This is a genomic window from Mesonia sediminis, assembly GCF_042684705.1.
Classification (GTDB): domain Bacteria; phylum Bacteroidota; class Bacteroidia; order Flavobacteriales; family Flavobacteriaceae; genus Mesonia; species Mesonia sediminis.
Genome location: NZ_JBHULZ010000041.1, coordinates 829,866 through 855,636, shown reverse-complemented (window position 1 = coordinate 855,636; position 25,771 = coordinate 829,866). Strand labels below are relative to the sequence as shown.

22 protein-coding genes and 1 pseudogene are annotated in these 25,771 nt (G+C 34.9%); 11 read left to right on the top strand and 12 right to left on the bottom strand.

Going from position 1 to position 25,771, the window contains the following annotated elements:
• The first annotated feature begins 41 nt into the window (after positions 1-41).
• Entirely contained in the window at positions 42-2,090 is a 2,049-nt protein-coding gene (locus ACFSQ0_RS11930; protein WP_379048557.1) for a dipeptidyl-peptidase 3 family protein, read from the top strand.
• Between the two features lie 47 nt (positions 2,091-2,137).
• On the opposite strand, the gene ACFSQ0_RS11925 is transcribed toward ACFSQ0_RS11930, so the two are convergent.
• The 4 genes from ACFSQ0_RS11925 to ACFSQ0_RS11910 all read right to left on the bottom strand — a co-directional run bounded on the left by ACFSQ0_RS11925 (position 2,138) and on the right by ACFSQ0_RS11910 (position 6,289).
• On the bottom strand, positions 2,138-2,761 hold the full coding sequence (locus ACFSQ0_RS11925; protein WP_379048555.1) for a response regulator: 624 nt from the start codon (positions 2,759-2,761) through the stop codon (positions 2,138-2,140).
• A complete protein-coding gene (locus tag ACFSQ0_RS11920; protein WP_379048553.1) occupies positions 2,758-4,551 on the bottom strand; it encodes a tetratricopeptide repeat-containing sensor histidine kinase in 1,794 nt (597 codons plus the stop codon). Before ACFSQ0_RS11920 ends, ACFSQ0_RS11925 begins: the two co-directional genes overlap by 4 nt.
• The gene (locus ACFSQ0_RS11915; RefSeq protein WP_379048551.1) at positions 4,487-4,951 is read right to left on the bottom strand and encodes a hypothetical protein; all 465 of its coding nucleotides are present in this window, start codon (positions 4,949-4,951) and stop codon (positions 4,487-4,489) included. The genes ACFSQ0_RS11920 and ACFSQ0_RS11915 overlap by 65 nt, the downstream gene beginning before the upstream one ends.
• 81 nt (positions 4,952-5,032) lie before the next feature.
• Positions 5,033-6,289: an ABC transporter permease gene (locus ACFSQ0_RS11910; RefSeq protein ID WP_379048549.1), complete on the bottom strand. Its 1,257-nt coding sequence runs from the start codon at positions 6,287-6,289 to the stop codon at positions 5,033-5,035.
• A 196-nt stretch (positions 6,290-6,485) separates the two neighbouring features.
• On the opposite strand from ACFSQ0_RS11910, the gene purH reads away from it, so the two are divergent.
• From purH to rodA, 6 genes are read left to right on the top strand one after another with little or no spacing between them, the layout of a single operon-like run.
• A complete protein-coding gene (gene purH, locus ACFSQ0_RS11905) occupies positions 6,486-8,012 on the top strand; it encodes a bifunctional phosphoribosylaminoimidazolecarboxamide formyltransferase/IMP cyclohydrolase (RefSeq protein ID WP_379048547.1) in 1,527 nt (508 codons plus the stop codon).
• 47 nt (positions 8,013-8,059) lie between these two features.
• Positions 8,060-9,088 carry a rod shape-determining protein gene (locus ACFSQ0_RS11900; RefSeq protein WP_379048545.1) on the top strand — a complete coding sequence of 343 codons (1,029 nt, stop codon included), beginning with the start codon at positions 8,060-8,062 and terminating at the stop codon, positions 9,086-9,088.
• Positions 9,089-9,105: 17 nt separating this feature from the next.
• Positions 9,106-9,915 (top strand): rod shape-determining protein MreC, encoded by an 810-nt coding sequence (gene mreC / locus ACFSQ0_RS11895; RefSeq protein ID WP_379048544.1) that lies wholly within the window; start codon positions 9,106-9,108, stop codon positions 9,913-9,915.
• Positions 9,912-10,415, top strand: coding sequence for a rod shape-determining protein MreD (locus ACFSQ0_RS11890; RefSeq protein WP_379048543.1), 504 nt, complete (start codon positions 9,912-9,914; stop codon positions 10,413-10,415). Before mreC ends, ACFSQ0_RS11890 begins: the two co-directional genes overlap by 4 nt.
• Positions 10,412-12,274, top strand: a complete 1,863-nt coding sequence (mrdA, locus tag ACFSQ0_RS11885; protein ID WP_379048541.1) for a penicillin-binding protein 2 — start codon at positions 10,412-10,414, stop codon at positions 12,272-12,274. The genes ACFSQ0_RS11890 and mrdA overlap by 4 nt, the downstream gene beginning before the upstream one ends.
• Position 12,275: 1 nt before the next feature.
• The gene (rodA, locus tag ACFSQ0_RS11880) at positions 12,276-13,523 is read left to right on the top strand and encodes a rod shape-determining protein RodA (protein ID WP_379048539.1); all 1,248 of its coding nucleotides are present in this window, start codon (positions 12,276-12,278) and stop codon (positions 13,521-13,523) included.
• A 106-nt stretch (positions 13,524-13,629) separates the two neighbouring features.
• Here rodA and ACFSQ0_RS11875 read toward each other — a convergent pair whose 3' ends face one another.
• From ACFSQ0_RS11875 to mvaD, 3 genes are read right to left on the bottom strand one after another with little or no spacing between them, the layout of a single operon-like run.
• Positions 13,630-14,538, bottom strand: coding sequence for a geranylgeranylglycerol-phosphate geranylgeranyltransferase (locus ACFSQ0_RS11875; protein WP_379048537.1), 909 nt, complete (start codon positions 14,536-14,538; stop codon positions 13,630-13,632).
• Between the two features lie 3 nt (positions 14,539-14,541).
• Positions 14,542-15,477 (bottom strand): mevalonate kinase family protein, encoded by a 936-nt coding sequence (locus ACFSQ0_RS11870; protein ID WP_379048536.1) that lies wholly within the window; start codon positions 15,475-15,477, stop codon positions 14,542-14,544.
• A 20-nt stretch (positions 15,478-15,497) separates the two neighbouring features.
• Positions 15,498-16,595, bottom strand: a complete 1,098-nt coding sequence (mvaD, locus tag ACFSQ0_RS11865) for a diphosphomevalonate decarboxylase (protein ID WP_379048534.1) — start codon at positions 16,593-16,595, stop codon at positions 15,498-15,500.
• A 76-nt stretch (positions 16,596-16,671) separates the two neighbouring features.
• Here mvaD and ACFSQ0_RS11860 point away from each other — a divergent pair, with 76 nt between their 5' ends.
• Positions 16,672-17,145 (top strand): TspO/MBR family protein, encoded by a 474-nt coding sequence (locus ACFSQ0_RS11860; protein WP_379048532.1) that lies wholly within the window; start codon positions 16,672-16,674, stop codon positions 17,143-17,145.
• On the opposite strand, the gene ACFSQ0_RS11855 is transcribed toward ACFSQ0_RS11860, so the two are convergent.
• The 5 genes from ACFSQ0_RS11855 to trhA all read right to left on the bottom strand — a co-directional run bounded on the left by ACFSQ0_RS11855 (position 17,142) and on the right by trhA (position 22,444).
• Positions 17,142-18,092 (bottom strand): bile acid:sodium symporter family protein, encoded by a 951-nt coding sequence (locus tag ACFSQ0_RS11855; protein ID WP_379048530.1) that lies wholly within the window; start codon positions 18,090-18,092, stop codon positions 17,142-17,144. The two genes, ACFSQ0_RS11860 and ACFSQ0_RS11855, sit on opposite strands and share 4 nt — an antisense overlap.
• On the bottom strand, positions 18,082-19,296 hold the full coding sequence (locus tag ACFSQ0_RS11850) for a BaiN/RdsA family NAD(P)/FAD-dependent oxidoreductase (protein ID WP_379048528.1): 1,215 nt from the start codon (positions 19,294-19,296) through the stop codon (positions 18,082-18,084). Before ACFSQ0_RS11850 ends, ACFSQ0_RS11855 begins: the two co-directional genes overlap by 11 nt.
• Positions 19,297-19,307: 11 nt before the next feature.
• A complete protein-coding gene (locus ACFSQ0_RS11845; RefSeq protein WP_379048526.1) occupies positions 19,308-20,135 on the bottom strand; it encodes a universal stress protein in 828 nt (275 codons plus the stop codon).
• Between the two features lie 121 nt (positions 20,136-20,256).
• Positions 20,257-21,726, bottom strand: coding sequence for a T9SS type A sorting domain-containing protein (locus ACFSQ0_RS11840; RefSeq protein WP_379048524.1), 1,470 nt, complete (start codon positions 21,724-21,726; stop codon positions 20,257-20,259).
• Positions 21,727-21,778: 52 nt separating this feature from the next.
• Complete coding sequence (gene trhA, locus ACFSQ0_RS11835) at positions 21,779-22,444, bottom strand: PAQR family membrane homeostasis protein TrhA (RefSeq protein ID WP_379048522.1); 666 nt, start codon at positions 22,442-22,444, stop codon at positions 21,779-21,781.
• Positions 22,445-23,039: 595 nt separating this feature from the next.
• Between trhA and ACFSQ0_RS11830 the strand changes: the two genes are divergently transcribed.
• The 3 genes and pseudogenes from ACFSQ0_RS11830 (at position 23,040) to ACFSQ0_RS11820 (ending at position 25,674) form a co-directional block, all read left to right on the top strand.
• Complete coding sequence (locus ACFSQ0_RS11830; RefSeq protein WP_379048520.1) at positions 23,040-23,651, top strand: DUF4403 family protein; 612 nt, start codon at positions 23,040-23,042, stop codon at positions 23,649-23,651.
• Positions 23,652-23,750: 99 nt separating this feature from the next.
• Positions 23,751-24,980, top strand: a pseudogene (locus ACFSQ0_RS11825) (MFS transporter).
• A gap of 442 nt (positions 24,981-25,422) precedes the next feature.
• The gene (locus ACFSQ0_RS11820; RefSeq protein WP_379048518.1) at positions 25,423-25,674 is read left to right on the top strand and encodes a hypothetical protein; all 252 of its coding nucleotides are present in this window, start codon (positions 25,423-25,425) and stop codon (positions 25,672-25,674) included.
• Positions 25,675-25,771 lie beyond the last annotated feature (97 nt).

Here is a 25,771-nt window from a genome sequence, read left to right as displayed (position 1 = left end):
CCATGAAAGTTTTAAACTGTTTAAAAATAAAATTAATTAAGATGAAATTAAAATTTATTCCCTTGTTTTTTGCAGCAGCACTAAGTGTGCTGGCTTGTAAACAAGAAAAAGCAACTTCAGAAAAACAAGAAGTTTCGACGGCCGAAATAGATCATAAACAAGATTTTGATTATGTGGTCGAAGAATTTGCCGATATTAAAATTTTACGTTACCAAATACCCGGTTGGGAAAACCTAAGTTTAAAAGAGCAAAAGTTAGTTTATTATCTAACTCAAGCTGGACTCGCCGGGAGAGATATTATTTGGGATCAAAATTACAGACATAATTTGAAAATAAGAAAGGCCTTAGAGCATGTTGTAAATAATTACAATGGCGATAAAAGCACAGCTTCTTGGGATGATTTTATGACCTATGTAAAACGTGTATGGTTTTCAAACGGTATCCATCACCATTACTCTAACGATAAAATAAAACCAGAATTTGAGAAATCTTATTTGAAAACCCTTTTAACTGAAACAAATTATAATCTTGAAGATGAGGTGTTCGAGGTGATTTTTAATGATAAAGATGCCAAAAAAGTAAACTTAGATGCTTCAAAAGGCTTGCTGAAAGGATCAGCAACCAATTTTTATGGAGTAGAGGTGACGGCAGCTGAGGTGGATGATTTTTACGCAAAAAAAACATCACCTAATCCAGAAAAGCCACTTTCTTTTGGATTAAACTCTAAGCTTGTGAAGGAAAATGGGGAATTAGTTGAAAAAACGTATAAGGTTGACGGTATGTACCATGAGTCAATCGTTAAAGTAATTGAATGGTTAGAAAAAGCAAAAACTGTTGCTGAAAATGAAGCGCAAGCAGATGCTTTAGAGCTTTTAATAGAGTACTACACCACTGGTGAATTACAGGTTTGGGATGATTATAATGTGGCTTGGGTTGAAGCTACCGAAGGAAATATTGACTACATTAACGGATTTATCGAGGTGTACAATGATCCTAAAGGTTATCGTGGGTCTTTCGAAAATATCGTACAGATTAAAGACTTCGATATGTCAAAAAAAATGGCTGTATTAGAAGATAATGTGCAGTGGTTCGAAGACAATGCGCCAATTGCTAAGGAGCATAAAAAAGAAAATGTAAAGGGAGTTACTTACAAAACCGTTATTGTAGCTGGTGAAGCAGGTGATGCATCACCTAGCACGCCCATCGGTGTAAACTTACCTAATGCCAATTGGATTAGACAAGAGCATGGTAGTAAATCAGTTTCCTTGGGTAATATTATAAATGCTTACAACAATGCTGGAGGCACTGATAAGTTAAGGGAGTTTGCCTATACCGAAGAAGAAATTAAATTATCTGAACAATATGGTAAATTGGCCGATAAATTACATACTGCTTTGCACGAAGTTGTTGGGCACGCTTCGGGTAAACTTAATCCTGGCGTTGGAGAAACCAAAGAAACTTTAAAAGAATATGCATCGACCTTAGAAGAAGGAAGAGCAGATTTGGTTGGTTTATATTATTTAATGGACCCTAAATTGCAAGAACTCGGTTTAACCGATGATAGTGAGAAACTAGGTAAAGCTGCTTATAATGATTATATTAGAAATGGTTTGATGACCCAATTAGCTAGAATTGAACTTGGTAAAGATATTGAGGAGGCTCATATGAGAAATAGACAATGGGTAAGCGCTTGGGTGTATGAAAAAGGGAAAGAAGATAATGTAATTGAAAAAATTAACAAAGAAGGTAAAACCTATTTTGTAATCAATGATTATCAAAAACTACGCGAATTATTTGGAGAGTTACTTAAAGAAACCCAAAGAATTAAGTCAGAAGGTGATTTTAAAGCGGTTAAGGCACTTGTCGAGAATTATGGCGTTAAAGTAGATCAAGAGTTGCATAAAGAGGTGATCGAAAGAAATGCAAAATTCAATGCCAAACCTTATAGCGGTTTTGTAAATCCTATTTTAAGACCAGAAATGAATGAAAACGGAGAAATAATAAAAATTACCGTAGAGCAACCTGAATCTTTTATGCATCAAATGCTCAATTACAGCAAAAACTATAGCTTTTTACCCTTAGAAAATTAAAAATAGAAGTTAATTGAATAAAGCCCCCAGTTAATATTGGGGGCTTTTTAATTGAAATCATATTTTTTTTCGATCGCATAGCGCAGCAATTCTCCTTTTCCTTGTAAACCTAGCTTTTTAATCATGTTTTTTCTATGGGTCTCTACCGTTGAAACAGAGCAATAGCGTTCTTCTGCTATTTCATTGCTGGTAAGCCCTCTTCCTATGAGTTGCAATATCTCACGTTCAGATTTACTTAAAATAGTTTTTTTGTTGCTAATATTTTGACCAAGACTGTTTATATCTATGGCTTTATCATAATAATTCTCACCCTTTAAGACAGTATCAATCGCTATTTTAAGATCATTGAGACCAGAACTTTTTAAGATATATCCATGTGCGCCGGCTTGGCGCATTTGTTCAATGGCTTCCAGTTGGTCAAACATGGTAAAAGCAATTATTTTAATTTTAGGATAGAGCTGAGTAATGGTCTGGGTGAGGCTTATTCCGTCTAAAATGGGCATGCGAATATCGGTTAAAACTATATCGGGTTGTTTCTTTTTAATTTGCTCCAGCAAATCTTTTCCGTTATTAGCAGTATGAATAATTTTGTAGTCTTCTTCATATTTCAGTAACAAATCTATACCGTCAATTAACGACTGGTGGTCTTCTGCAATGCTAATTTTTATCATAAGGGTATATTTATAATTATACTTGTTCCCCGCTGAGGGTTAGAATCAATTTCAATGGTTCCCATCAGGTTTTCCACTCTTTTCTCAATACTTCCTAAGCCAATTCCTGTTTGGTTAGAAAATTTAAAATTTTTGGGTAGGCCAATGCCGTTATCCTCAACAATAATATTGAGACATGAGTCGTGATTGGTTAGCGATATGATAGCTTGTGTGGCTTTAGCGTGCTTAATGATGTTGGTGAGTAATTCTTGAATAATTCTGTATATTCTTATTTCTAAACTATTATCTAAACGATTATCTAAACCAAAATCTTCTACAGAAATTGCTAAATCTTGGGTAGAAAATTGGTTGGCAAGCTTTTTAATTGCGGGTAATAATCCTTTTTTAGCAATCACCCCAGTACTTTTTTCATGGGCCATCCCTCGTACTTTTTCATAAGCATCATTAATCAATTCCACTCCATTTTGTAAGGCTTGTTGCTTAAAATTGGCATCAGGTTTTTGCAATTGCATTAAATTAATTTTTAGGGCAGCAAGAGTAGCACCTAAATTATCGTGTAGATTCTCAGCCAATCGCTGCCGCTCTTTCTCTTGACCTTCAATTAATGTATCTATACTGTTTAACTCTTGATCTTTGAGTTCTTTTTCAATTTGTTTTTGTTTTAATTGTTCCTCTTTACGGATAAGTTCTCGTTTTTTTCGTGCATTTTTCAATATTAAAAATACAATTAAAGATCCTATCACTAAAGCTGAAATTATACCGGCCCATAAGAGCTGCTGTACCTTTTCCTTTTTTTCAATATCATGTTTTAAGACGATATTTTCTTTTTCTTTCTTTTCGGCCTCATATTTCTCTTGTAAATCTGCAATAGCTATTTTCTGCTTTTCATAGTTTATTTTTCGGCGTAACTGTTCAGATTTATACATGTAATCCAAAGCTGTTTTGTAGTCTCCTAATTCATAATGATAGCGGGCAAGCTTTGCGTTTATTACCTTATGGTATAGATCTACATTAGTGCTAATAGGTACTTCTTTTGCTTGATTTATATAATTCAAGGCTAGTTTAAACTTCTTTTCTTTCTCATAACTATTGGCATAGTTAATTAAGTTGTTCACCAATAATTCATGCTCAGTGGTGCTTTGTAAATAATCAATATTTTTTTGGTATTTAATACGGGCAGAGTCTTGTAGATTTTCATACCCAGAATGTATTAAACCTAAATTACCACGTGCCCGAACAAGCGATAAACTATCGCCTATTTTTCTTGCTAGTGCTATGGCTTTTTTATAATTTTCTTTTGCTTTAGGATAAGTTTTGCTTGAGAGGTAAGATACACCAAAACCCAGATGAGACTGAACCAGCGCTTTTATATTATTTTTTTTCTTTGCGTAATCATAAAATGCTTGTAAATGGCGCCTCGATTGTTCGCTGTTCTTGGCATTACCCGTGTTAAAAATCTCGTAGTTGCAGTAAGCTAATTCTTTTTCTAAGTTTAGCGATTTGTAGATTTCTAATGCTTCAAAAAGTAAAGGTGAGGCTTTATCGTGCCTATCATTTAAATTGTAATTTTGTGCTAATTTCACCAAATTATCCGCGCGAGATTTGGAGTTATCTGGCTTCTCGAGTTGCTTTTGATAAAAGGCGATAGAGTCAAATACTTGCTTCGATTTTTCCTGAGCCAAACTCGATGCATATATAAATATAAACTGCAAGATTATAAATGCTTTAAGCATTTGAAATAATACCGCCGCAGGCTTCGATAGGATATTGTAGATGTTGATTTGCTTCATCTTCACATAAAATTTGATAGGTGTTCATTTGGTGTTCAAGGACCAGTTCTTTTAAATTTTCGAGCATCGGTGACGGTTCAACTTCTCCTGGAAGTTGATGATAAGAAATAATTTGTAACTGTTGGTTTATAATAGAAGTAAAATTCAATAAACTTAAATCGATGTCAAGACTTAATTGGGTTTCTACAGGCTTATCTTTATACCGATTAGTAGTGCCATCACTAAGTATTACAACTAAAGTGGAACATGTCTGATTACTTAAGTTGTAAAGAGCAAAATTGTAAAATGAATGATTCGGAATGTTTATACTTAAATGCAGCGCTAATTGACTGAGATGACTTTCATTGGTCAATTGAAAATTTTTCAACTGACTAACAATTGGAGATGATATTGAATTCATTATTAATGTTAGATTGGGTTAGTTCTTGTAAATATATATAATTTAACATAAAAAAAACTAATCCATTACAATTAATGCAAATTACATACCAGTACGTATGGCTTCCACCGGGTCTAGTTTTGATGCCGATAGTGCAGGGATGATTCCTGCAATAAGGCCGATAGCACCAGATATGCTTATGCCTAAAATAGCATTATACGCAGATAATATAAACGTGAAATCATCTGTTGCAGCTGAGGCAATAAGGGTAGTGAGATAAACAAAAACCAAACCAACTAATCCTCCAATAATGGCCAAAATAACGGCTTCGAAAAGAAACTGAAGCAAGATGAATTTATTTTTAGCTCCCAATGATTTTTGTATACCAATAAGATTTGTTCGTTCTTTTACAGAAACAAACATTATATTGGCAATTCCAAATCCGCCCACGAGCAAAGAAAAGCCGCTTATAACAAGACATATTAAATTTAATTGACCTGTAATGTTATCGATAAAATCGGTAAATCCTTTAAGTTGATTTATAAAGAAGTTATCGGTTTCTTCTGGTTTTAATCCTCTGTAGAGTCTCATTTTTTGGGTTAACATGGCTAAGTAGGCTTCATTGTCAACGTCCTCTTCTGGCTTGATAATAATTTGTGGGAATGTCCCTCGATTATTGTCTCCATAAATGCGACGTGCAACATTTACTGGAATAAAAACACTACCATCTTTTGAAGGGCCAAACATGCTCGTCCCTTCTTTTTCCAAAATACCGATTACCGTAAATTTTCTTCCGTAAAGTCTAACTTCTTTATTGAGTGCACTTTCTGGATTAGAGAATAGATTTTCGGCAATTTCGTATCCCATTACCAGCACGGGACTTCCACTAACGGCTTCAGATTCATTGAAAAACCGGCCAGAAATTAGGCTTAAGTTTTCTATTTCGTAATACTCGCTACCTAATGGTGAAATTTGAACGCTTTGCGCTTGTTTACCTCCAAAACTAATAGGTTTTGCCGGCACATTTATGGTGTAGGTTACAGCTTTGGTCTCGGGTAAATTCCTTTTTAAATATTGGTATTCCTTATAACTTACATCAGGAAACTGTTGTCTTTTCCATTGCGGTATTTCAGTTGGGCCAAAAGAAAATCGGGTGAGTATGATGGTACTACTATCTAAGGTGCTTAAACTTCCTTTTACCTCTTTCTCAAGTGAATCTACTGCAGCTAAAACAGCTATGATAGAAAATATACCAATGGTTACCCCCAAGAGTGATAAAAAGGTTCTTAGTTTATTATTGGTTAAGGCGTTAATCGCAAAGTTGAAACTTTCTTTTATAATCCTTAGATAAATTAGCATATAAACAATTTAATTAAGCTTAAATATAAGACGTTATGCGGTGGTATTTGTTACAAGATGATGTAAATTTTCAAATTTAAAATCGATGATGTTATAGAACGGGCGATTTTTACTAAATAATGTTCTTTTATTTTAAAACAACTGCACATTTTACTAAGAGAAATACTATTTTTGCGCTTTTAAACAACAACACAACATGAACGATTTAAAAACAATCAAATCAGCTTTAATTTCTGTATTCCATAAAGAAGGATTAGGACCAATTGTAGAAAAGTTAGATGCCTTAGGCGTTAAAATTTACTCTACTGGAGGCACAGAAAAATTTATAAAAGAAAAAAGGATAGATGTGATTGCGGTTGAGGATATTACAGATTATCCTTCAATTCTTGGCGGTAGAGTAAAGACTTTGCATCCCAAGGTATTTGGGGGTATCTTAAATAGACAAGAAAACCAACAGGATCAAGAACAAATGGAAACTTACCAAATACCACAAATTGATTTGGTAATTGTAGATTTATATCCTTTTGAAAAAACGGTAGCCTCTGGAGCTAGTGAACAAGATATAGTCGAAAAAATCGATATAGGGGGAATTTCCTTAATTCGCGCTGCAGCCAAAAACTTTAAAGACGTTTTGTGTGTCTCTTCTAGAGAAGATTACGAGCAATTATTAGCTGTTCTTAATGAGAATCAAGGTAAAACTTCGTTGAAAGATAGAAAGTTATTTGCGGCAAAATCTTTTAATGTTTCTTCACATTATGATACGGCGATTTTTAATTACTTTAATGAAGAAGAAACGGCTTATAAACAAAGTTACACTCAAGGTACAGCTTTACGTTACGGAGAAAATCCGCACCAAAAAGGTTTCTTCTATGGTGATTTTGATGCCATGTTTAATAAATTGCACGGTAAAGAGTTATCATATAATAATTTGCTAGATGTAGATGCAGCGGTAAATTTGATGAAAGAATTTAAAGGTGATGCGCCTACTTTTGCCATTTTAAAGCATAATAATGCCTGCGGGGTAGCCCAACGAGAGACCTTAAAACAAGCTTACCTAGATGCTTTAGCAGGTGATCCTGTTTCAGCTTTTGGAGGTATTTTAATAAGTAATCAAACCATAGATGAAGAAACGGCAAAAGAAATTCATCAATTATTTTGTGAAGTGGTTATCGCACCTAGCTATACAAATGAGGCTCTTTCAATTTTAAAAGGTAAAAAGAATCGTATACTTTTAGAGCAAAAAGATACAGCTTTGCCAAAACGTACTGTTCGTACTTGTTTAAATGGAGTATTGGTACAAGATCAAGACTTTAAAACAGATTCAGCTACAGACTTAAGAGAGGTAACTACTCAAAAGCCCAATTCAACAGAGTTGGAAGATTTGCTTTTCGCTTCAAAAATTTGCAAACATACCAAATCAAACACCATTGTTTTAGCCAAAAACAAACAACTATGTGCTAGCGGTACCGGTCAAACTAGCCGAGTAGATGCCTTAAGACAAGCTATAGCTAAGGCAGAATCTTTTAATTTTGATTTAAAAGGAGCGGTAATGGCGAGTGATGCGTTTTTTCCTTTTCCAGATTGCGTAGAAATTGCTAACTTGGCGGGAATTACGGCAGTGATTCAACCAGGAGGCTCAATAAAAGATGATTTAAGTATAGATTATTGCAATAAAAACGAAGTTTCTATGGTTATGACAGGTACACGTCATTTTAAACACTAATTTTGTAATCGGTTGACCGATTTTTTTAAAGCGCAGAGAACTAAATTATGGGATTTTTTGATTTTCTTACTGAAGATATTGCAATTGACTTAGGTACGGCAAATACTTTGGTTATTCATAACGATAAAGTGGTAGTAGATAGCCCCTCTATTGTTGCTAGAGATAGAACCTCTAAAAAAATAATTGCAGCGGGTAAAGAAGCCGCGATGATGCAAGGTAAGACCCACGAGAATATCAAAACCATAAGGCCTTTAAAAGATGGTGTTATTGCCGATTTTGATGCAAGTGAGCAAATGCTTACTATGTTTATTAAAGAAATACCCGCTTTAAAAAAGAAAATTTTCACGCCTGCTTTACGCATGGTGATTTGTATACCTTCTGGAATTACAGAGGTTGAGATGCGTGCTGTAAAAGAAAGTGCAGAGCGAGTTAACGGTAAAGAGGTTTATCTTATTCACGAGCCTATGGCAGCAGCTATAGGAATAGGCGTAGACATAATGCAGCCTAAGGGTAATATGATTGTAGATATAGGAGGAGGTACCACAGAAATAGCTGTTATCGCTTTAGGCGGAATTGTTTGCGATAAATCAGTTAAAGTAGCTGGCGATGTATTCACCAACGATATCGTATATTATATGCGAACTCAACATAACCTGTATGTAGGTGAACGCACTGCCGAGAAAATAAAAATTCAAATTGGAGCAGCAACCGAAGATATCGAAGCCCCACCAGAAGAAATGAATGTTCAGGGTAGAGACTTGTTAACAGGAAAACCAAAACAAGTGAATATTACCTACAGAGAAATTGCTAAGGCCTTAGATAAATCAATATTAAGAATAGAAGATGCGGTAATGGAAACCTTATCGCAAACCCCACCCGAATTGGCTGCGGATATTTACAATACCGGTGTTTACCTTGCCGGAGGAGGTTCTATGTTGCGTGGTCTAGATAAGAGACTTTCTTTAAAAACAGATCTTCCCGTTTATATTGCTGAAGATCCTTTACGCGCAGTGGTTCGTGGTACAGGAATTACGCTAAAAAATATTAATAAATTCAAAGGTATTTTAATCAAATAAAATAGCAAAAAGATGTAATGCAGCAAATAATCAATTTTCTTATATCTTATAAGAATACCCTGCTATTCTTGTTGTTGTTTTGTATCTCCTTAATTTTTACCATAGAGTCACATTCTTACCATAAAAGTAAGTTTGTTTCATCTGCAAATTGGCTAACGGGAGGAATTTATAATACCTTAAGCGGTGTAGATCAGTATTTTAGGTTAAAAGAAGATAATAAGCTTTTAGTCGAAGAAAATTTAGTGCTCAGAAAACAACTTTTAGAGGCACAGGCGACCTTGCAAGAAAAAGGTCTCCAGACGTTTAGAATTGCCGATTCGATATATGAGTTAAAAGCAGGCCGTGTAGTGGCAAATCGGTATAGTCATTTAGATAATTACGTGTTGGTTAATAAGGGCAAAAAAGATAGTATTCAGGTAGATTTTGGCGTTATTACACAAAAAGGGATTGTAGGGATTGTTGAGCAAACTGCCCAGAAACATAGTAGGGTTATTTCTATTTTAAATTCCCAAATAGCAGTGAATGTTAAATTAAAAAAATCCAATCATTTTGGTACGCTAACTTGGGATGGTAAAAATCCACAAATTATTCAGGTCGAAGATATACCTCGACTAGCCGAGGTAAAAAAAGGAGATACCATAACCACAGAAGGTCGTTCGTTAATTTTTCCGCCAAACATACCAGTGGGTAAGGTCGTTAGTTTTGATCTCGAACCAGGTAAGAATTATTATACCATAAACGTTCATTTGTTTAACGATATGACCAATTTGAACTATGTTTATTTCATTAACAATAAGCAAAAAACAGATTTACAAAGCTTAGAATGAATACAATTTTAAAGCATGGCATACGATTTATATTATTGGTTTTATTACAGATATTTATTTTTAATAAAATTAATCTCTTTGAATTTGTTAACCCTCAAGTATATATCATTTTTATTATACTATTACCCTTTAATTTAAGTCATGCTAGAGTAATGCTACTTTCATTTTTGTTAGGGCTAAGTTTAGATTTTTTTGATGATACAGGAGGGATGCACGCCGCGGCTTGCGTATTTGCAGCGTATATACGTCCATTTTTATTGCGATTTGCATTTGGTATTAGCTATGAATTAAATACTTTAAAATTTAATCAGACTCCCGTTACACAAAGACTATCTTATATTGGCTTAGTGATTTTAACGCATCATTTTGTCTTATACCTTCTAGAATATTTTAATTTAGAAAGAATGCTTGATATTTTAGAAAAAACAATTTATTCTAGTGTTTTAACTTTTCTATTTATTATACTGATTACGCTTATCTTTAAATCTAAAAAAACGTGAGAAAATTCTTTCCAATTATCTTAGTAAGTCTAACTGGCTTGATCTTTTTGATTAGGCTATTATATTTACAGGTAATTGATAGTTCTTATGAGGCGCTATCACTAAATAATGCGGTAAGTATTAAATACGATTACCCGCAGCGTGGATATATCTTTGATCGTGAAGGAAACCTATTAGTGGCTAACCAGCCATCTTATGATGTAATGGTAATTCCTAGAGAAATAAAGGCATTTGACACGTTAGAATTAGCTAGTCTTTTAAATATAACCAAAGAAAAACTGATTGAGCGACTTGATAAAGCTCGTGTTTATTCCCCAAGATTACGATCGGTTATTATTCCCCAATTAACGCAAGATGAGTTTGCCTTGTTAAAAGAAAAAATGAGGAAATACAAGGGGTTTTATATTCAAAAGAGATCTTTGAGAGATTACAAAGTAGCTCATTCGGCGAGTGTTTTAGGTTATATTTCAGAGGTAACTCAATCTGAAGTTAAAGAAAGTTCTTATTATAAGTTAGGTGATTTAATTGGTAGGTCTGGCGTTGAAAAACAATATGAATCGCTTTTACGCGGTATTAAAGGTGTCAACTACGTTCAAAAAGATCGGTTTAACCGAGAAATAGGGCCCTATAAAAATGGTATTTATGATACCCTATCGGTAAAAGGGAAAGATATTACGCTTACGCTTGATCAAGAGCTTCAAGCTTACGGCGAAAAATTAATGCAAAATAAACATGGAGGTATTGTGGCTATTGAGCCAAAAACCGGGGAGTTACTCAGCGTGGTTACCGCCCCTTTTTATGATCCTGACTTGCTGGTAGGGCGCAAACGGTCTGGAAATTATACCAAATTGTATTATGATAGTATCAATAAGCCACTGCTGAATAGAAGTTTGCAAGCTATGTATCCGCCAGGATCCCCATTTAAGGCCCTAACGGGATTGGTGGCACTAGAAGAAGGAGTAACCGATATAAATACCAAGGAGTCATGCTCACATGGTTTTCGTTACGGAAGAAATGCAAAAATGGGTTGCCATGCCCATGCCAGTCCGCTTGCCTTAACTCCGGCTTTGGCTAATTCTTGCAATGCTTATTTTGCCAAAACCTACAGAAGAATTATAGAGAAATACCCTACCGCTCACAAAGGTATGGATGTATGGTACAATCATCTAAGCAGTTTTGGGTTAGGAAATTATTTGGGAAATGATTTACCAGTAGGGCAGCCTGGAAGAATACCAGACGGAGATTATTATGATAAATGGTACCCTAACACGCGTTGGGCGGCCACCTATACCTTGTCAAATGCTATAGGGCAGGGAGAAATATTGGCTACACCTATTCAAATGGCAAATTTTACTGCTGCAATTGCTAACCGGGGCTATTACTACACACCACATATTTTAAAAGCCATTGATGGTGAGCCAATTAAAGATGAGAAATTTACGCAAAGGAAAAAGACCAGTATAAGTAAAGAACATTTTGAGCCTATTATTGAAGGTATGCATCAAGTTTATACCTCAGGAACGGCGAAATATTTGCAAATACCCGATATAGAAATTTGCGGAAAGACCGGGACTGCTGAAAATTTTACACGTATTGACGGAAAAAGGACTCAGCTTACAGACCACTCCTTATTTGTGGCTTTTGCACCAAAAGACGATCCTAAAATAGCAATTGCTGTAATAGTTGAAAATGGCTATTGGGGGTCACGTTATGCGGGGAGAATTGCTAGTTTGATGATTGAGAAATACCTCAAAGGCAAAATAACACGAAAAGATATGGAGCAATGGATTTTGACTCACAGCTTAGAAGAAGAGTATTTAAAACCCTATTCGGGAGAAGAATTTAAAATAAATCAGTAAAATGGGGAAAAGCTTCTTACCCGATTGGTTTACAATTTTTTTGTACCTCATTTTGGTTTTATTTGGGTGGATTAATATTTATTCGGCTAGTTTAAACGATGCTGCCACTGGCTTTTTTGACATGAACCAGATTTATGGTAAACAAGCTTTGTGGATTGGTTTATCACTAGTATTAATTGTAATCATGCTCTCGCTAGAAGCCAAATTTTATTATCGTTTTTCAAGCATTATTTATTTGGTATCGCTTCTTTCTTTATTGGGCCTTTTTATTTTTGGAAAAACCATTTCGGGGGCAACTTCTTGGTATAGTTTCGGGAGTTTTAGTTTGCAACCTAGTGAATTTGCCAAAGCTGCAACTGCGTTAGCGTTAGCTAAATATCTTAGTGATATTCAAATCAATATAAAGAGTTTTAAAAATCAATTAAGCGCATTTCTAATTATAGCTTTACCGGCTCTCATTATAATACCGCAACCCGACCCTGGTAGTGCCTTGGTGTATTTGGCCTTTTTCTTTCCGTTGTATCGAGAGGGACTGTCTGGCCTCTATTTAATCTTAGGCTTTTCTTTACTCTTTATTTTTGTTTTTACCTTAGCGGTAGGTAGTTTATGGGTGAGTGTGGGTATTGTAGGTATAGCGCTGTTAATTTTATTTTTCAATCGAAAGAAAAAAAGAAAACATATTTCACGCTATGTGTTTTTAGGTGGCTTAGCGATATTGTTTTCGCTATCGGTTAATTATATTTTCGAAAACGTGTTTGAGCAGCGTCATCGTGACCGATTTAATCTTGTGCTAGGTAAAGAAGTAGATAGCAAAGGAATTGGTTATAATACCGACCAGAGTGAAATAGCCATAGGTAGTGGAGGCTTGTGGGGCAAAGGGTGGACAAAAGGTACGCAGACCAAGGGAGGCTTTGTGCCAGAACAACATACCGATTATATCTTTAGCACCGTAGGAGAAGAATGGGGGTTTGTAGGCAGTGCAACACTAACCCTCTTATTTGTAATTTTAATTATTCGGTTAATCGTTTTGGCTGAAAGACAGAAAAATCAATTTAGCCGAATATATGGTTATAGTGTAGCCGGAATTCTATTTATACATTTTGCTATTAACGTAGCAATGGTTATCGGTATTTTTCCTACTGTAGGTATTCCGTTGCCCTTTTTTAGTTATGGCGGATCTTCCTTGTGGGGCTTTACGGTTCTGCTTTTCATTTTCATTCGTCTAGACGCTGCACGCCAAGAGATTTAATTATTTTTCATTTAAAATTAGTAACCAAGATTTTAATTTGAATTAAAGACGGGCTTAATGGAAAAGTTTAAAAAAGGGCGTATGTGTTTCTTCCGTAAAGGAAATATCAAAATAATTTATTAAGTAATAAGTCTACATCAATCAGTAGAATAGAAAAAACACCTGCCACTAGAATAAACTTCAATAAATTATGAATTAAGATATATTGGTATCGTGTGGTAGATTTCCATAAAAAAAGCAACATAAGCAGCAAAAGGAGAAAGCTCAAAACAAAATAGTAATCCATATACCCAATGTTGAAATCATAAAACAGCAGGAAAAGTATTGGAATAAGGGTTAATCCTACTAAGAAACTAATCAGAAATTTTGAAAATTTTATACCATAAACCACCGGAATTGTATGGTATTTTTGGGTGAAATCGCCTTTTAGATTTTCTAAATCTTTGACCATTTCTCTAATGGAAATAATTAAAAACAAAAAGGTTGCATGAATAAAAATAACCAAGTCAAAGTTTTTGTAATAAACAAAAACGACAAAAAAGGGAATAACAGCCAATATAGAGGCGGTTAAATTTCCGATAAACGGATACTTTTTAAGTTTGTGAGAATAAAACCACAAAAAGAAAATATATCCAGAGAAAAAAAGAACCAAAGAAAATGAAACATAGCTCACACAAACTACAGAAATGAAGTTTAGAATAAAATATACACTTAGTTTAGTTCGTTGACTGATATAATTGTCTAAAAAAGTTTTATTAGGTCTATTGATAAGATCTTTTTCACTATCGTAGAAATTGTTAATAATATATCCAGAGGCTATAGCTAAACTCGAGCCTAGCACCAGTAGAAATAGATTAGGATCAAAGAGCACCTTACGTGTTGGAATATGTGGAGCAAGTATATATATGCTAGCAAAATACTGAGCTAAGGCTAATAATAGAATATTATAGCCTCGTACGACAGAAAACAAACTTACCCACTTTAAAAACCGTTTTTTTTTAGCGGGGGTACTCATGGTTTAAAAGTTATAAACCACCTCTAGCTTATAGTCTTTTAGTTCTTTTTGAGCTTTCTCAAAGTCTTCAGTGAAACCTAGAATGTATCCTCCACCTCCAGAACCACATAGTTTTAGGTAATAATTTCCAGTATCAATTCCTTTTTTCCATAATTCATGAAACTGTTTAGGTATCATTGGCTTAAAGTTATCTAAAACTACATGAGAAAGCTGTTTTACGTTTTTGAACAAGGATTTCACATCCCCCTTCAAAAAGTCATCTACGCAAGCATCTGTATGTTTTACAAATTTTTCTTTTAGCATTTTTCTAAACCCTTCTTGCTTCATATTTTCCATAAAAATATGAACCATAGGTGCTGTTTCACCTACAATACCGCTATCTAATAAGAACACCGCCCCTTTGCCATTGGTAGATTGAGATGGAATACCAGCAGCTTCTACGTGATCTTGAGAATTGATAAGAATAGGAAGGCTGAGGTAACTATTTAAAGGGTCTAATCCAGATGATTTACCGTGAAAGAAAGACTCCATTTGTGAAAAAATAGCTTTCAAACTTTGCAATTTTTCACGATTCAAGTTTTCTAAAACAGTTATTTTATTCAGAGCATATTGATCGTAAATTGCAGCGACTAAAGCTCCGCTGCTCCCTACACCATAGCCTTGTGGTATACTGCTATCAAAATACATACCCTCCTCTAAATCCTGCTCAAACTTATCTAAATCAAATCGCACTAAATTATTTCCTTCTTGCATCTCAGCAAGATAACCTGCAAATCTTCTTAGATTTTTATTTGAAGCTTGTTGACTTAAAGATAAGGTTTCTTCTTTTTTGAGCGCACCTTTGTAAAAATTGTACGGTATAGAAAGACCTTTGGAGTCTTTAATGATGCCGTACTCGCCAAAGAGTAAAATTTTAGAATAGAATAAGGGTCCTTTCATATATAGTTGTTTTCGGTCTATTAACTTTCAATAACAGAAGCGCCTAAACCTACTTCGTCACAAATATACTGTCCTTTTTCGCAAAATGCAACTAACTGGTTCTTAACAAAGTCTAAAATTTTCTTTTTTTCTTTTTTAGGGTATAGTAAATGAACATTTGCCCCCGCATCTAGTGTAAAGCAAACTGCACTATCATTGGCTTCTCTATAAGCCCAGATACGATGAATTATTTCAAGAGTATTGGGTTTCATCAAGATAAAGTAAGGATCGCTGGTCATCATCATTGCGTGCAATGCAAGCGCTTCCATTTCTACTATTTTTGTGAAATTCTTTAGATCACCTTCTTTTAAAACCTTTTTTAATTGACTCAATTGGTGTTGAGCTTGTTGAAAGCGATTCTCGGCATAGGGATGATTTAGCATCAAATTATGACCTAAAGTGCTGCTCACCTCTTTTTTTCCACGGTCTACCAGTAAAATAGTGTCTTGAAAGTCTCTAAATATAGTATCTAAAGGCTCTTCGTAAGGAATCGCAAATAACTGACTAGATTTCTCAGTTCCTTGGTGTTCTCCCCATAACATTAATGGGCCAGTAATACTACGTGCAGCACTTCCAGAACCTAATCGAGCTAGGAAAGAGGCTTTTTTTGCAAATTTTTCCTCTGTTAGCTCTGGGTTGTGCTCTTTCTCAATACTTAGCAAACAGCAAGCTAATGCAGCTAAACCACTAGCCGAAGACGCGATCCCACTACTGTGAGGAAATGTGTTTTGCGTATAAATATCAAAATGATAATTTCTTAAAAATGGAAGATAAGCTTCAATTCTTTCAAGAAAGGTGGCTACTTTTGGTTCAAAACTAGGGGCATGTTCTCCCTTTAAAAATACCTTGAAACTAAACTTATCTGCTTGTTTCTGCTTGGTGTAAATCACTTTGGTCTGTGTTTGGCAAGCAGATAGAGTAAAACTTAAAGACGCATTTTTAGGCAATTGTAAACCATACTTCCCCCAATATTTAATTAAAGCAATATTGCTAGGTGCTTGCCAAGAATGAACTCCCTTTTCGGGTAAGTTAAAGGTAGGACAGCAAAATTCTTCTTGAACCATTTTTCTTTTTTTCACAAATATACTAATCTAAGTATGTCAATATTATGCTTATTAAAAATTAATTTCTAAATTTAAAATCAAAATGAGCACTATGTTTTCAAAAATTCGATATATCTCTTTATCGGTTATGGTATGTCTATTAGTAGGACTCATTGCCTCAATTGTCACGCAATCTTCTATAGATACGTGGTACTTTAATTTAACCAAGCCAACTTTTACTCCTCCCGCTTGGTTGTTTGCTCCTGTATGGATGTTACTTTATATTTTAATGGGTGTGGCAATGGGTTTGGTTTTAAATCGAGGCTTACATCATATTTGGGTGAAAACAGCGATTTATCATTTTGGATTTCAACTTTTACTTAATACTGCCTGGTCTATTGTCTTTTTTGGAGTACAAAGTCCGTTTTTTGCTTTTATGATAATCTTAGCCCTATTTGTAGTGCTCTTATTTACTTTTAAATGGTTTAAGGTTGCGAGTCCGTTGGCAGCTTATCTATTAATACCTTATATCGCCTGGGTGGGTTTTGCGGCAATACTTAACTTTGAAATATGGCGCTTGAACTAAGATTTAGAGGTCATTTGTTTATCAGCTATATAGGCTACAATAATTAATTGGCTTATATGATAAATCATTAGCGGTAGTAACCATAAGCCTAATAAAGGACTACTAGAAAAAATGATTTTTGCCATTGCCGAGCCATGAACCAGTGACTTTTTTGAGCCGCAGAAACGAGCTGTAATTTGATCTTTTATAGCAAAATTTAAACTTCTTCCGAGTGCGCCTAAGCTAAAGTAGATTACAAAAAAGAGTAGCAATACCAGCAGCATTATAATTGCTAACTCAGGAATAGTTACGCTATCAAAAACACCGGCTAAATAAGAAGTGCCAAAACTTTGATAAACCAGAAGCGTAATGATAGTTTTGTCAAATAAAGGCAAATAGTGTAAATAGGGGGCTATTTTTTTCTTTACGGATTGTTGAATAAGAAAACCTAGGCAAAGGGGGAGTAAAATTTGAACAACCAATTTTACTATTACTTCATTAAAAGATATGCCTTGCGCTGAGTTAGTTAAAAATAAATTTATCCATAAAGGTGTGACGAATACCCCAATAATTCCTGAAATACTGGCATTAAAGATTGCTGCAGGAACGTTTCCTCGTGCCAAAGAAACCATGACCACACTAGACGAAACCGTAGAAGGTAAGCAGGCCAAAAAGAAAAATCCAAACCAATAAACCTCAAAATCTGTTCCTTTTAAAAGGGGATGAAAAGCCAATACTAACAAAGGAAATACAAGAAATGTAAAACTTTGAATTAGTATATGTAATCGGGTGTTTTGTAGTCCTTTTTTTAATGTTTGAAACGGTAATTTTAATCCGTAAAAGAAAAAAATTAAACCAATACCGTAATTGATGACACTTTCTAGCCAATTGCTTCTAGATGCCTCAGGATAGATAAAGCTTAAACCAATAGCTGATAACAAGGCAACAACAAACCAATTAACTTTCATGGGCAATATGTTTGGCCGCAATATATGCTGTAGTCCAAGCGTTTTGAAAATTGAAACCGCCCGTAATAGCATCTATGTTTAATACTTCGCCAGTGAAATACATGTTCTTGTGAGTTTTGCTTTCCATGCTTTTAAAATTCACCGTTTTTAATTCCACCCCACCGGCCGTAACAAACTCATCTTTAAAAGTACTTTTTCCTTGTATGTTAAATTGGCTTGCGGTAAGGCATTGGGCGAGTGTGTTCAATTCTTTTTTGGTGATTTCTGCCCAAGAACACTCTTTATCGATTTGACAATAAGCCACCAAAGACTGCCAAAGTCTTTTGGGGATATCAACCACGCTGTGAGTATGAACTTTTTGCTTTCCTAAAACTTGCTTTTTACTCAATAGTAATTCTAAGCAAGACGAAGTAGAGCTATTTTCTAACCAGTTTACTTCAATTACAAATTGATAGTTTTTCACGTGAAGGTGACGCGCACCCCAGGCCGATAACTTTAAAACGGCAGGACCACTTAATCCCCAGTGCGTGATTAATAAGGGGCCATAGGCGTCAAGCGGAAAATCTCTTAATTTAATGTGTGCTTGTGTGCTTAAGCCGGCTAAATTAAGAATGCGATTATCTTTTACATTAAATGTAAACAAAGAGGGTACAGGGGGAACTATTTTTAAATTTAATGAGCTAAGAAGCTCCCAAATTTTTGGACTGCTGCCCGTTGCCACCACAATTTTTTTGCAGGTGTACGTGTTGCGCGAAGTCTTTATTTGCCATAAATTATTTTCAAAACTTAATCGGGTTGCAGCTTCTTGGGTTTGCACAGGAATTTTGTACCGGTCTAATGCACTTAAAAAACAATCAATGATGCTTTGGGAGTCATCGCTAGTAGGAAAAATACGACCATCTTCTTCTATTTTTAAAGCCACTTGATTCTTTTCTAACCAAGCCATCATATCTCCTGTCATAAACTGATGAAAAGGGCCTAGTAATTCACGCTCACCTCTAGGATAGTTTTTGATTAAATCTTGTGGTATAAATTCTGCATGGGTTACATTGCATCGCCCTCCGCCCGAAATCTTAACCTTGTTAAGTAATGTTTTGGAGCGTTCGAGAATCAAAGGTCTAAGCTTGCTATTCATTTCGGCTATTTGAATGGCTGTAAAGACCCCAGATGCGCCACCTCCTAGAATAATTATATCGTGATGCATAGGTAGATTACTTATCTTAAAATAAGTAAGGGTACTGTAGATTGATAACTGATCTCACTGGTTTGAGATTTTTGTATAAAACGATCTATAAAGCTTTCTTCTTTAACAAATAATGCGTGTAAATCTACCTTAAAAAGCTGACAAAAAGCCTGAATAGCATAAGGAGCAGGAATACCGCTCAACCGATGAATTTTATAGTCTACAAATTGTAAGCTTGTTTTTTCGAGTACGTTGTGTTCGCTATTAGTGATGTTTTTATTTTTATTGATTTCTAATACGTGAAGCTGCGGCTGAAATTCTCTAAATATAAAAGCCAACTCATTTAAATCTTTTTTGCTCAAATCGTCATTTTGGTGTTCGCTAAACAGAATACTGCTCATTTCTTTGTAATTAAAATGCTGAGGTATAATTAAAGAGGTTACCTTCACTTGCCGAATTACCTTAAGCGCATTGCTGCCAAATAAGGTTTCTTCTAAATTACTAGCACCGTTTGTTCCTAAAACTACGGTGTCTATTTTGTACTTGTCAATACTGGTTTCAATAGCCGAAATAAATCCGTCAAAAAGAACATGGCTATGAAAATTTCCGTTAAACCCGCTAATTTCTTTTTGGAGTTTCTCGGCTAGCTTATTCAATTTGATTTTGTTGTCGGTTATTACACGACTATAAATACTATCCTCAGGATTTGCTGCCAATAGCTCGCCCGTAATATAAGAGGAAGGTTTCTCTATGGTTAATAAATGAAAATTACAATTGCTTTTACCCAATAAATTTACAGCATATTTTAATGCATTATAGGCATTGTCAGAAAAATCGGTTAACAATAAAATAGATTGCATGCACTAGAATTTTAAAATATAAAATTACGCATATTTAGCGATAACACATAGGCAATTGTTTTTTATTTAAGCTAAAAAGCCTTGGACTCAATTTCCAAGGCTTTCGCTGATTTTGATAGTGTTAATTTATCAGTATTTTCTTTGTGTATTGCCGCTGTATACCAATAAATTTTATCAAATATAAGCCTTCTGGTAAGCCTAAATGAATATTGTTTTCGTGTTGCGAGAGCTTAAAACTTTTTATTTTCTTACCCATTAAATTGTATACTTCTAACTTATTAAAATTAAAATCGTTTTTAAAATTAATATGGCCCTCTGTTGGGTTGGGATATACTGCAAAATTTAAAACTTCGGTATTTGGTGTGCTCAAATTACATCCGTAAAGACTAAAGTTTACCAAACCTAAATTAGGATCGTCTGTTTGGTGCACTATAACATCTTCGACCTGTGTATTGGTGGCATTTGGGTTAGAACTAATCCAGCAATTACCTATGGCATTTATGTTGTTTGAAGTATTGTTATACAAGGCATAGATAGTACTGTTGTTACCATTGTTATCAAAACTGTTTTCTCCCAAATCTTGGTTGGTTCCTAAATTAATACTAGCATTTCCCAAAAGGGTAACTCCCCATAAATTTCCTGTGATGGTGTTTTTACGTGCAATTATATTTTGAGTATTGGTGTTGCTATTTAAAGAAATACCGCTACCGCCTGAATTTGGTAAATTTTGACTATCGTTATTAAAAATATTGTTTTCTCTTATAAAAGCGAAGGCATTTGGTCCTGCAATGGTGATTCCGTAACGGTTGTCTTCTATAGTATTTTTATCTATAATCGCTCTAATCTCTTGGTTTACAAAATTAGAAATGGCAATACCACCAACTTTGTCTAAACTACGGTCGCCTATGATAGTATTTTCGATTATTTTTAGTGTGTCTTGGGTGCCTCCTGTAGGTCCCATATTTATTTGAGGTCTATTTTGATTGCTTTGGCTGTTCTTTTCTATCCAGTTGTTTAAAATACTCGCAGGAACGTTTTGATTGGCACCAGAGGCAACAGCAGGTAAATCGTTTAAAGTAATGGTATTGTTGGCTATAACGGGAGCTCCTCTAGATAGAGAAATTGCCGCTCCTGTTGCTGCTCCCGAAATATGATGCGCAACATAGCTGTTGGTTATAGAAAAATCTTCTGTTAAGACACGCAAGCCACCGCCATAGGTGATTTTGGTGTTGTTAATGGCTACCTCAGATCCCTGTTCGAAGCGAATACCATCAAAATGATTTTGAGGATTTTCTGCCGAAATTACAACAGGATCTGATGCAGAATCAGTAAAAAAGCTGCCCGATACCGTGATGCGTACACCTGGGGCAACCATCAGTGAGTCTGCGGAACTAATTTGTAAAGTGTCATTAGCCGAAATGGTAAGCGGTTGAGCCAAAATGTAGCGTGTACCATTAAAACTAATGGTGTTTGGGCTGGCCGTCACAAGATCTGATAGCGAGTAATTTATGCCACTACCTGGGGTCGTAAATTGAGCCTGTATATTAAGGCTAAAAAAGATTGAAAGGATAAAAAAGGAAAGTTGTTTCATGGTTTTTTAAACAAAGTTAAAAACTATGATGAGCAAACAAAGAAAAACGAGCTTAAATAGGCAGATAATTATATATGCATAAAAAATGAAACAAAGATCCTAACAAAACAAAAACGTGGAAAATAGCATGATGAAAAGGTAATTTGGGAATGCTATAAAGAATAGCGCCTATGGTATAAGCGGCACCACCAGCAAACAACAAAAATAGTCCTTCTTGACTCAAAGCTGCGTTTAACGGTTCGTATACTAGCAGAATAATCCAACCCATACCAACATACAGCAAGGTGGATACAATATTAAATCTACCCGTAAAAAATAACTTTAGTATTACCCCTAAAAGTGCAATACCCCAAACAAGGTATAAAATTGACTGGCCTGTACTCTCGGGCAGTGCCAATAGGGTGAAGGGAGTGTAAGTGCCAGCAATTAAAACGAAAATTGCGGCGTGATCTAAAATATTTAGTTGGTACCTTAATTTACGATCTTTTGCATAATGGTAGGCTGTAGACGCGGCATATAGTAAAATGAGACTAAAACCATAAATAGTGTAAGCTGCCAAAATATCGAATTGGTTCAATTGAATACTTTTATGCAATAAAAAGCAAAATCCTATTAAACTTAAAATTAACCCCAAACCGTGTGAAACTACATTGAGTTGCTCTTCTTTCTTACTGTAATATGATGGGTGATGATGTATTTTTCTGGAAGATGTTTTCATGCGGTAAAGGTAAGTTTTTATGAGTTAAAAAATAGCCTTAAATTACTAACTACACTGCCTGTGGTTCTTTTTATAATTGAGCTAAAATTAAGATGAATTTGCCGTTTATTAAGGGATGCTTGTATTAATATTTTAGCCACTTAAAAAGAAAGGCGCTGGAGATTTAGTAGTAAATATATAAGACCGTCTCAACCATAGGTTTTTGGTAACCCGAGAATTTAGTAGGAGTAAAAAGATTCGGCTTAGGTTTGAAATTCCTCATATAATACGTTCTAAAGGATTTTTTGTTACGCTTTTGGCGGAAGCTAATGGTTATAAAATCTTGGCTATGGCAACGAAATTGACTTGTCTATAAATGTATTGACAATTAAAAGTCATATACAATGATTGTAACGACTTATAGCAAATTGAAGTGTATAAAGTATAGTCGAGCTAAACGATTAATCAGAAATAAAAATGGGACTTCTGAGTTTTTTCACAGATAGTAAAGAATGTTATCTGCAGTATAGGATCATTTGCGAAAACCTTATTAACTTTAGGTCTTAATTATTTGATTGCTAGATAAAAAAATACTAGCTTATACTATAAAAAAAATATGTCAAATAATTTTAAGCCAACAGGCAATTTATTAGCGCTACAGCTTCCCGTAAAAATACCAAAGCATTTAATCGAAGAACGAATTAAAGAGCTGCTAATAGGTTTTCCGATAACTAGTGGTGATCAAACTACATGGGCTGTAATTAAGGATTTGTTTTTTGATATAGATGACAATGAAAAACTGATTTTAGATTTTGTAGTACAACTAAAAACCAAAATCCGTAAAGATAAAATACTTAGAATCCAATTACAAGCAGGTGTTCTTTTTGATTCTAAAAGACAAGAGCTTCAATTAAAGGATTATCTTGTAAAACCACAGCAAGAGTCTTGGGTAAGTCAACAGCTTATCCGAAGCATAATTAAAAAAGCGATTAATAAAAAATTGGGTCAACCGCCAATTGTTGCGATAAATCAATTTACCAATACCTTTCGTAATAAAATTAACGCATATTTAGAAGATATTATCCCCGTTGACAATAAGCTAATGCTATTTGGAAGTTTAGAGGTTATACAGATAAACGCAATTCAATTCCACTCTAATAACGTGATAGTTCATCTAATGGTAGAAGGAAATTTAGCCGTGCAAATGATATCTTTAGATACTTTTTAAGATTTTACAATGGATGCACACAGGTTAATTAACATTTTATTAGATGTAATTAGTCATCAGTTTCAAATAAAGGCCATTACTTTTGCTTTTTTATAAAAAATGGCCAGTAATAACCTTTCAAAATCTACCTTGTATTTGATGAGCGCACCGGCAGGTCTAGTTGTTGCGAACCCGTATTACAACCAACCATTACTATATGAGATTTCGGTTGATCTTAAAGTAACAGAAGCTGCGGTAAGCAACGTGGCTTTAGCTACACAATTAGGTTATGCCTTTGGATTGCTGTTGATAATTCCCTTAGGTGATAAGGTAAACAATAAGAAGATTTTGAAATATGACTTTATTTTAATGGGTCTGGCGCTACTAGCAATGGCCTTATCAAATTCTTTATTATTGTTAATTGTGAGTAGTTTCTTTTTAGGTGCTACCTCGGCTATACCGCAGCTATTTGTCCCCGTGGCGGCGTAGCTCTCCGCTCCACAACAACGAGGTAAAGCAATAGGAATTGTAATGAGCGGATTGTTAATAGGAATTCTTGGTAGTAGAGTAATCAGTGGGGTGTTGGCGCATAGTTTTGGATGGCGGTTTATTTACTATATCGCTTTATTGATTATGGCGTTGTTGTATGTTTTACTTCAGCGAAAGCTACCCGCTATTTCACCTAATTATAACGGAACGTACTTTAATTTACTGCAATCGGTTTTTAGCTATTATAGAAAAGAGCCAGGTTTAAGAATAACGGCGCTTTATGACGGATTAGCTTTTGCAGGATTAAGCGCTTTTTGGACTAGTTTGGCGTTTCTCTTAGAAAGCAATTTTAACTATAGCAGTGATGTTGCCGGGGCATTTGGTCTATTTGGCATAGCAGGTGCTTTAGCCGCAGCGGTGGTAGGTAAACTAAACGATAGAATGAGTAAAAATAAAATTATCACTTATGCAGGGCTGGGCTTTTTGGTCTCTTGGATTATTTTTTATTTCTCAGGCTATTCCATTCTTGGGCTTATCCTAGGAGTTATTCTAGTCGATCTAGCGGTGCAAGCCTTACACATCACTAACCAGAACATAATTTTTGCAAACAATCTTGAGGCGCGCAACCGGGTAAACACAATTTATTTGGTAGGTTTTTTTATAGGCGGAGCATTAGGGACTAGTTTGGCAGCAATTGCTTGGAAATACTTTAACTGGAAGGGTGTTTCTCTGTTAGGCTTTAGTTTATCAGTTGTTATTATGTTGGTACATTTATTGAATCAAAAAAAATTACTAGAAATGAAGTATGATTTAATTATAAAAAATGCAAGCTTAGCAGAACGAGAACAAAATATAGATTGAGCTATTTTAAATGGAAAAATAGTGGCGATAGAAAAACTATCGCAAGTGGAATCGCTAAAAGAATAGGATGCAAAGGGTGATTTTCTGTGTTCAGGATTTTACGAAACACATACATCTTGACAAGGCTTATAATTTAAATCGCTGAAACATCAATAAAGGTACATTAAAAGAAGCGGTTGAGGAGACCATTTAAGCTAAAGCTAATTTTACAGGAGAAGATTTCTTTGAAAGGGCTTGTCGCATGGTAGAAATGGCAATAAAAAAAGATACTGTATCAATGCGTAGTTTTGTTGAAACGGATGAAAAGTCAGGGCTGGTTTCATTATTTGCGTTAAAAAGTGTTCAAGAAAAATATAAATAAGCCATAGATTTAGAACTTTGTGCTTTTGCTCAAGATGGGCTTACCCAAAAGCCTAAAACCCGTAAGCTGTTAGAAAAGGCATTGCAAATTGGGGCCTCGGTAATTGGTGGCTGTCCCTACAAAGACAAAAATCCTCAAGAATATAGCAAGCAAATATTTGATTTAGCAGAAAAGTATGACATTCCAGTTGACTTTCATTTAGATTTTGATCTTAACCCCAAAAACTCAAGTATTCCAATTTTGGTACAAGAAACCTTTAATCTTAATTGCGAGGTACGAGTAGGCATAGGGCACGTAACCAATCTAAGCGCAAAGCAACCTCAAAGCAGATAAAATTTAATTCAAGTACTTGCCAAAGTAGATATCAGATTAACCGTTTTACCCGCAACAGTTGTGTTTTTGAACGGTGGAGATTATTCCTTTTTAAAAC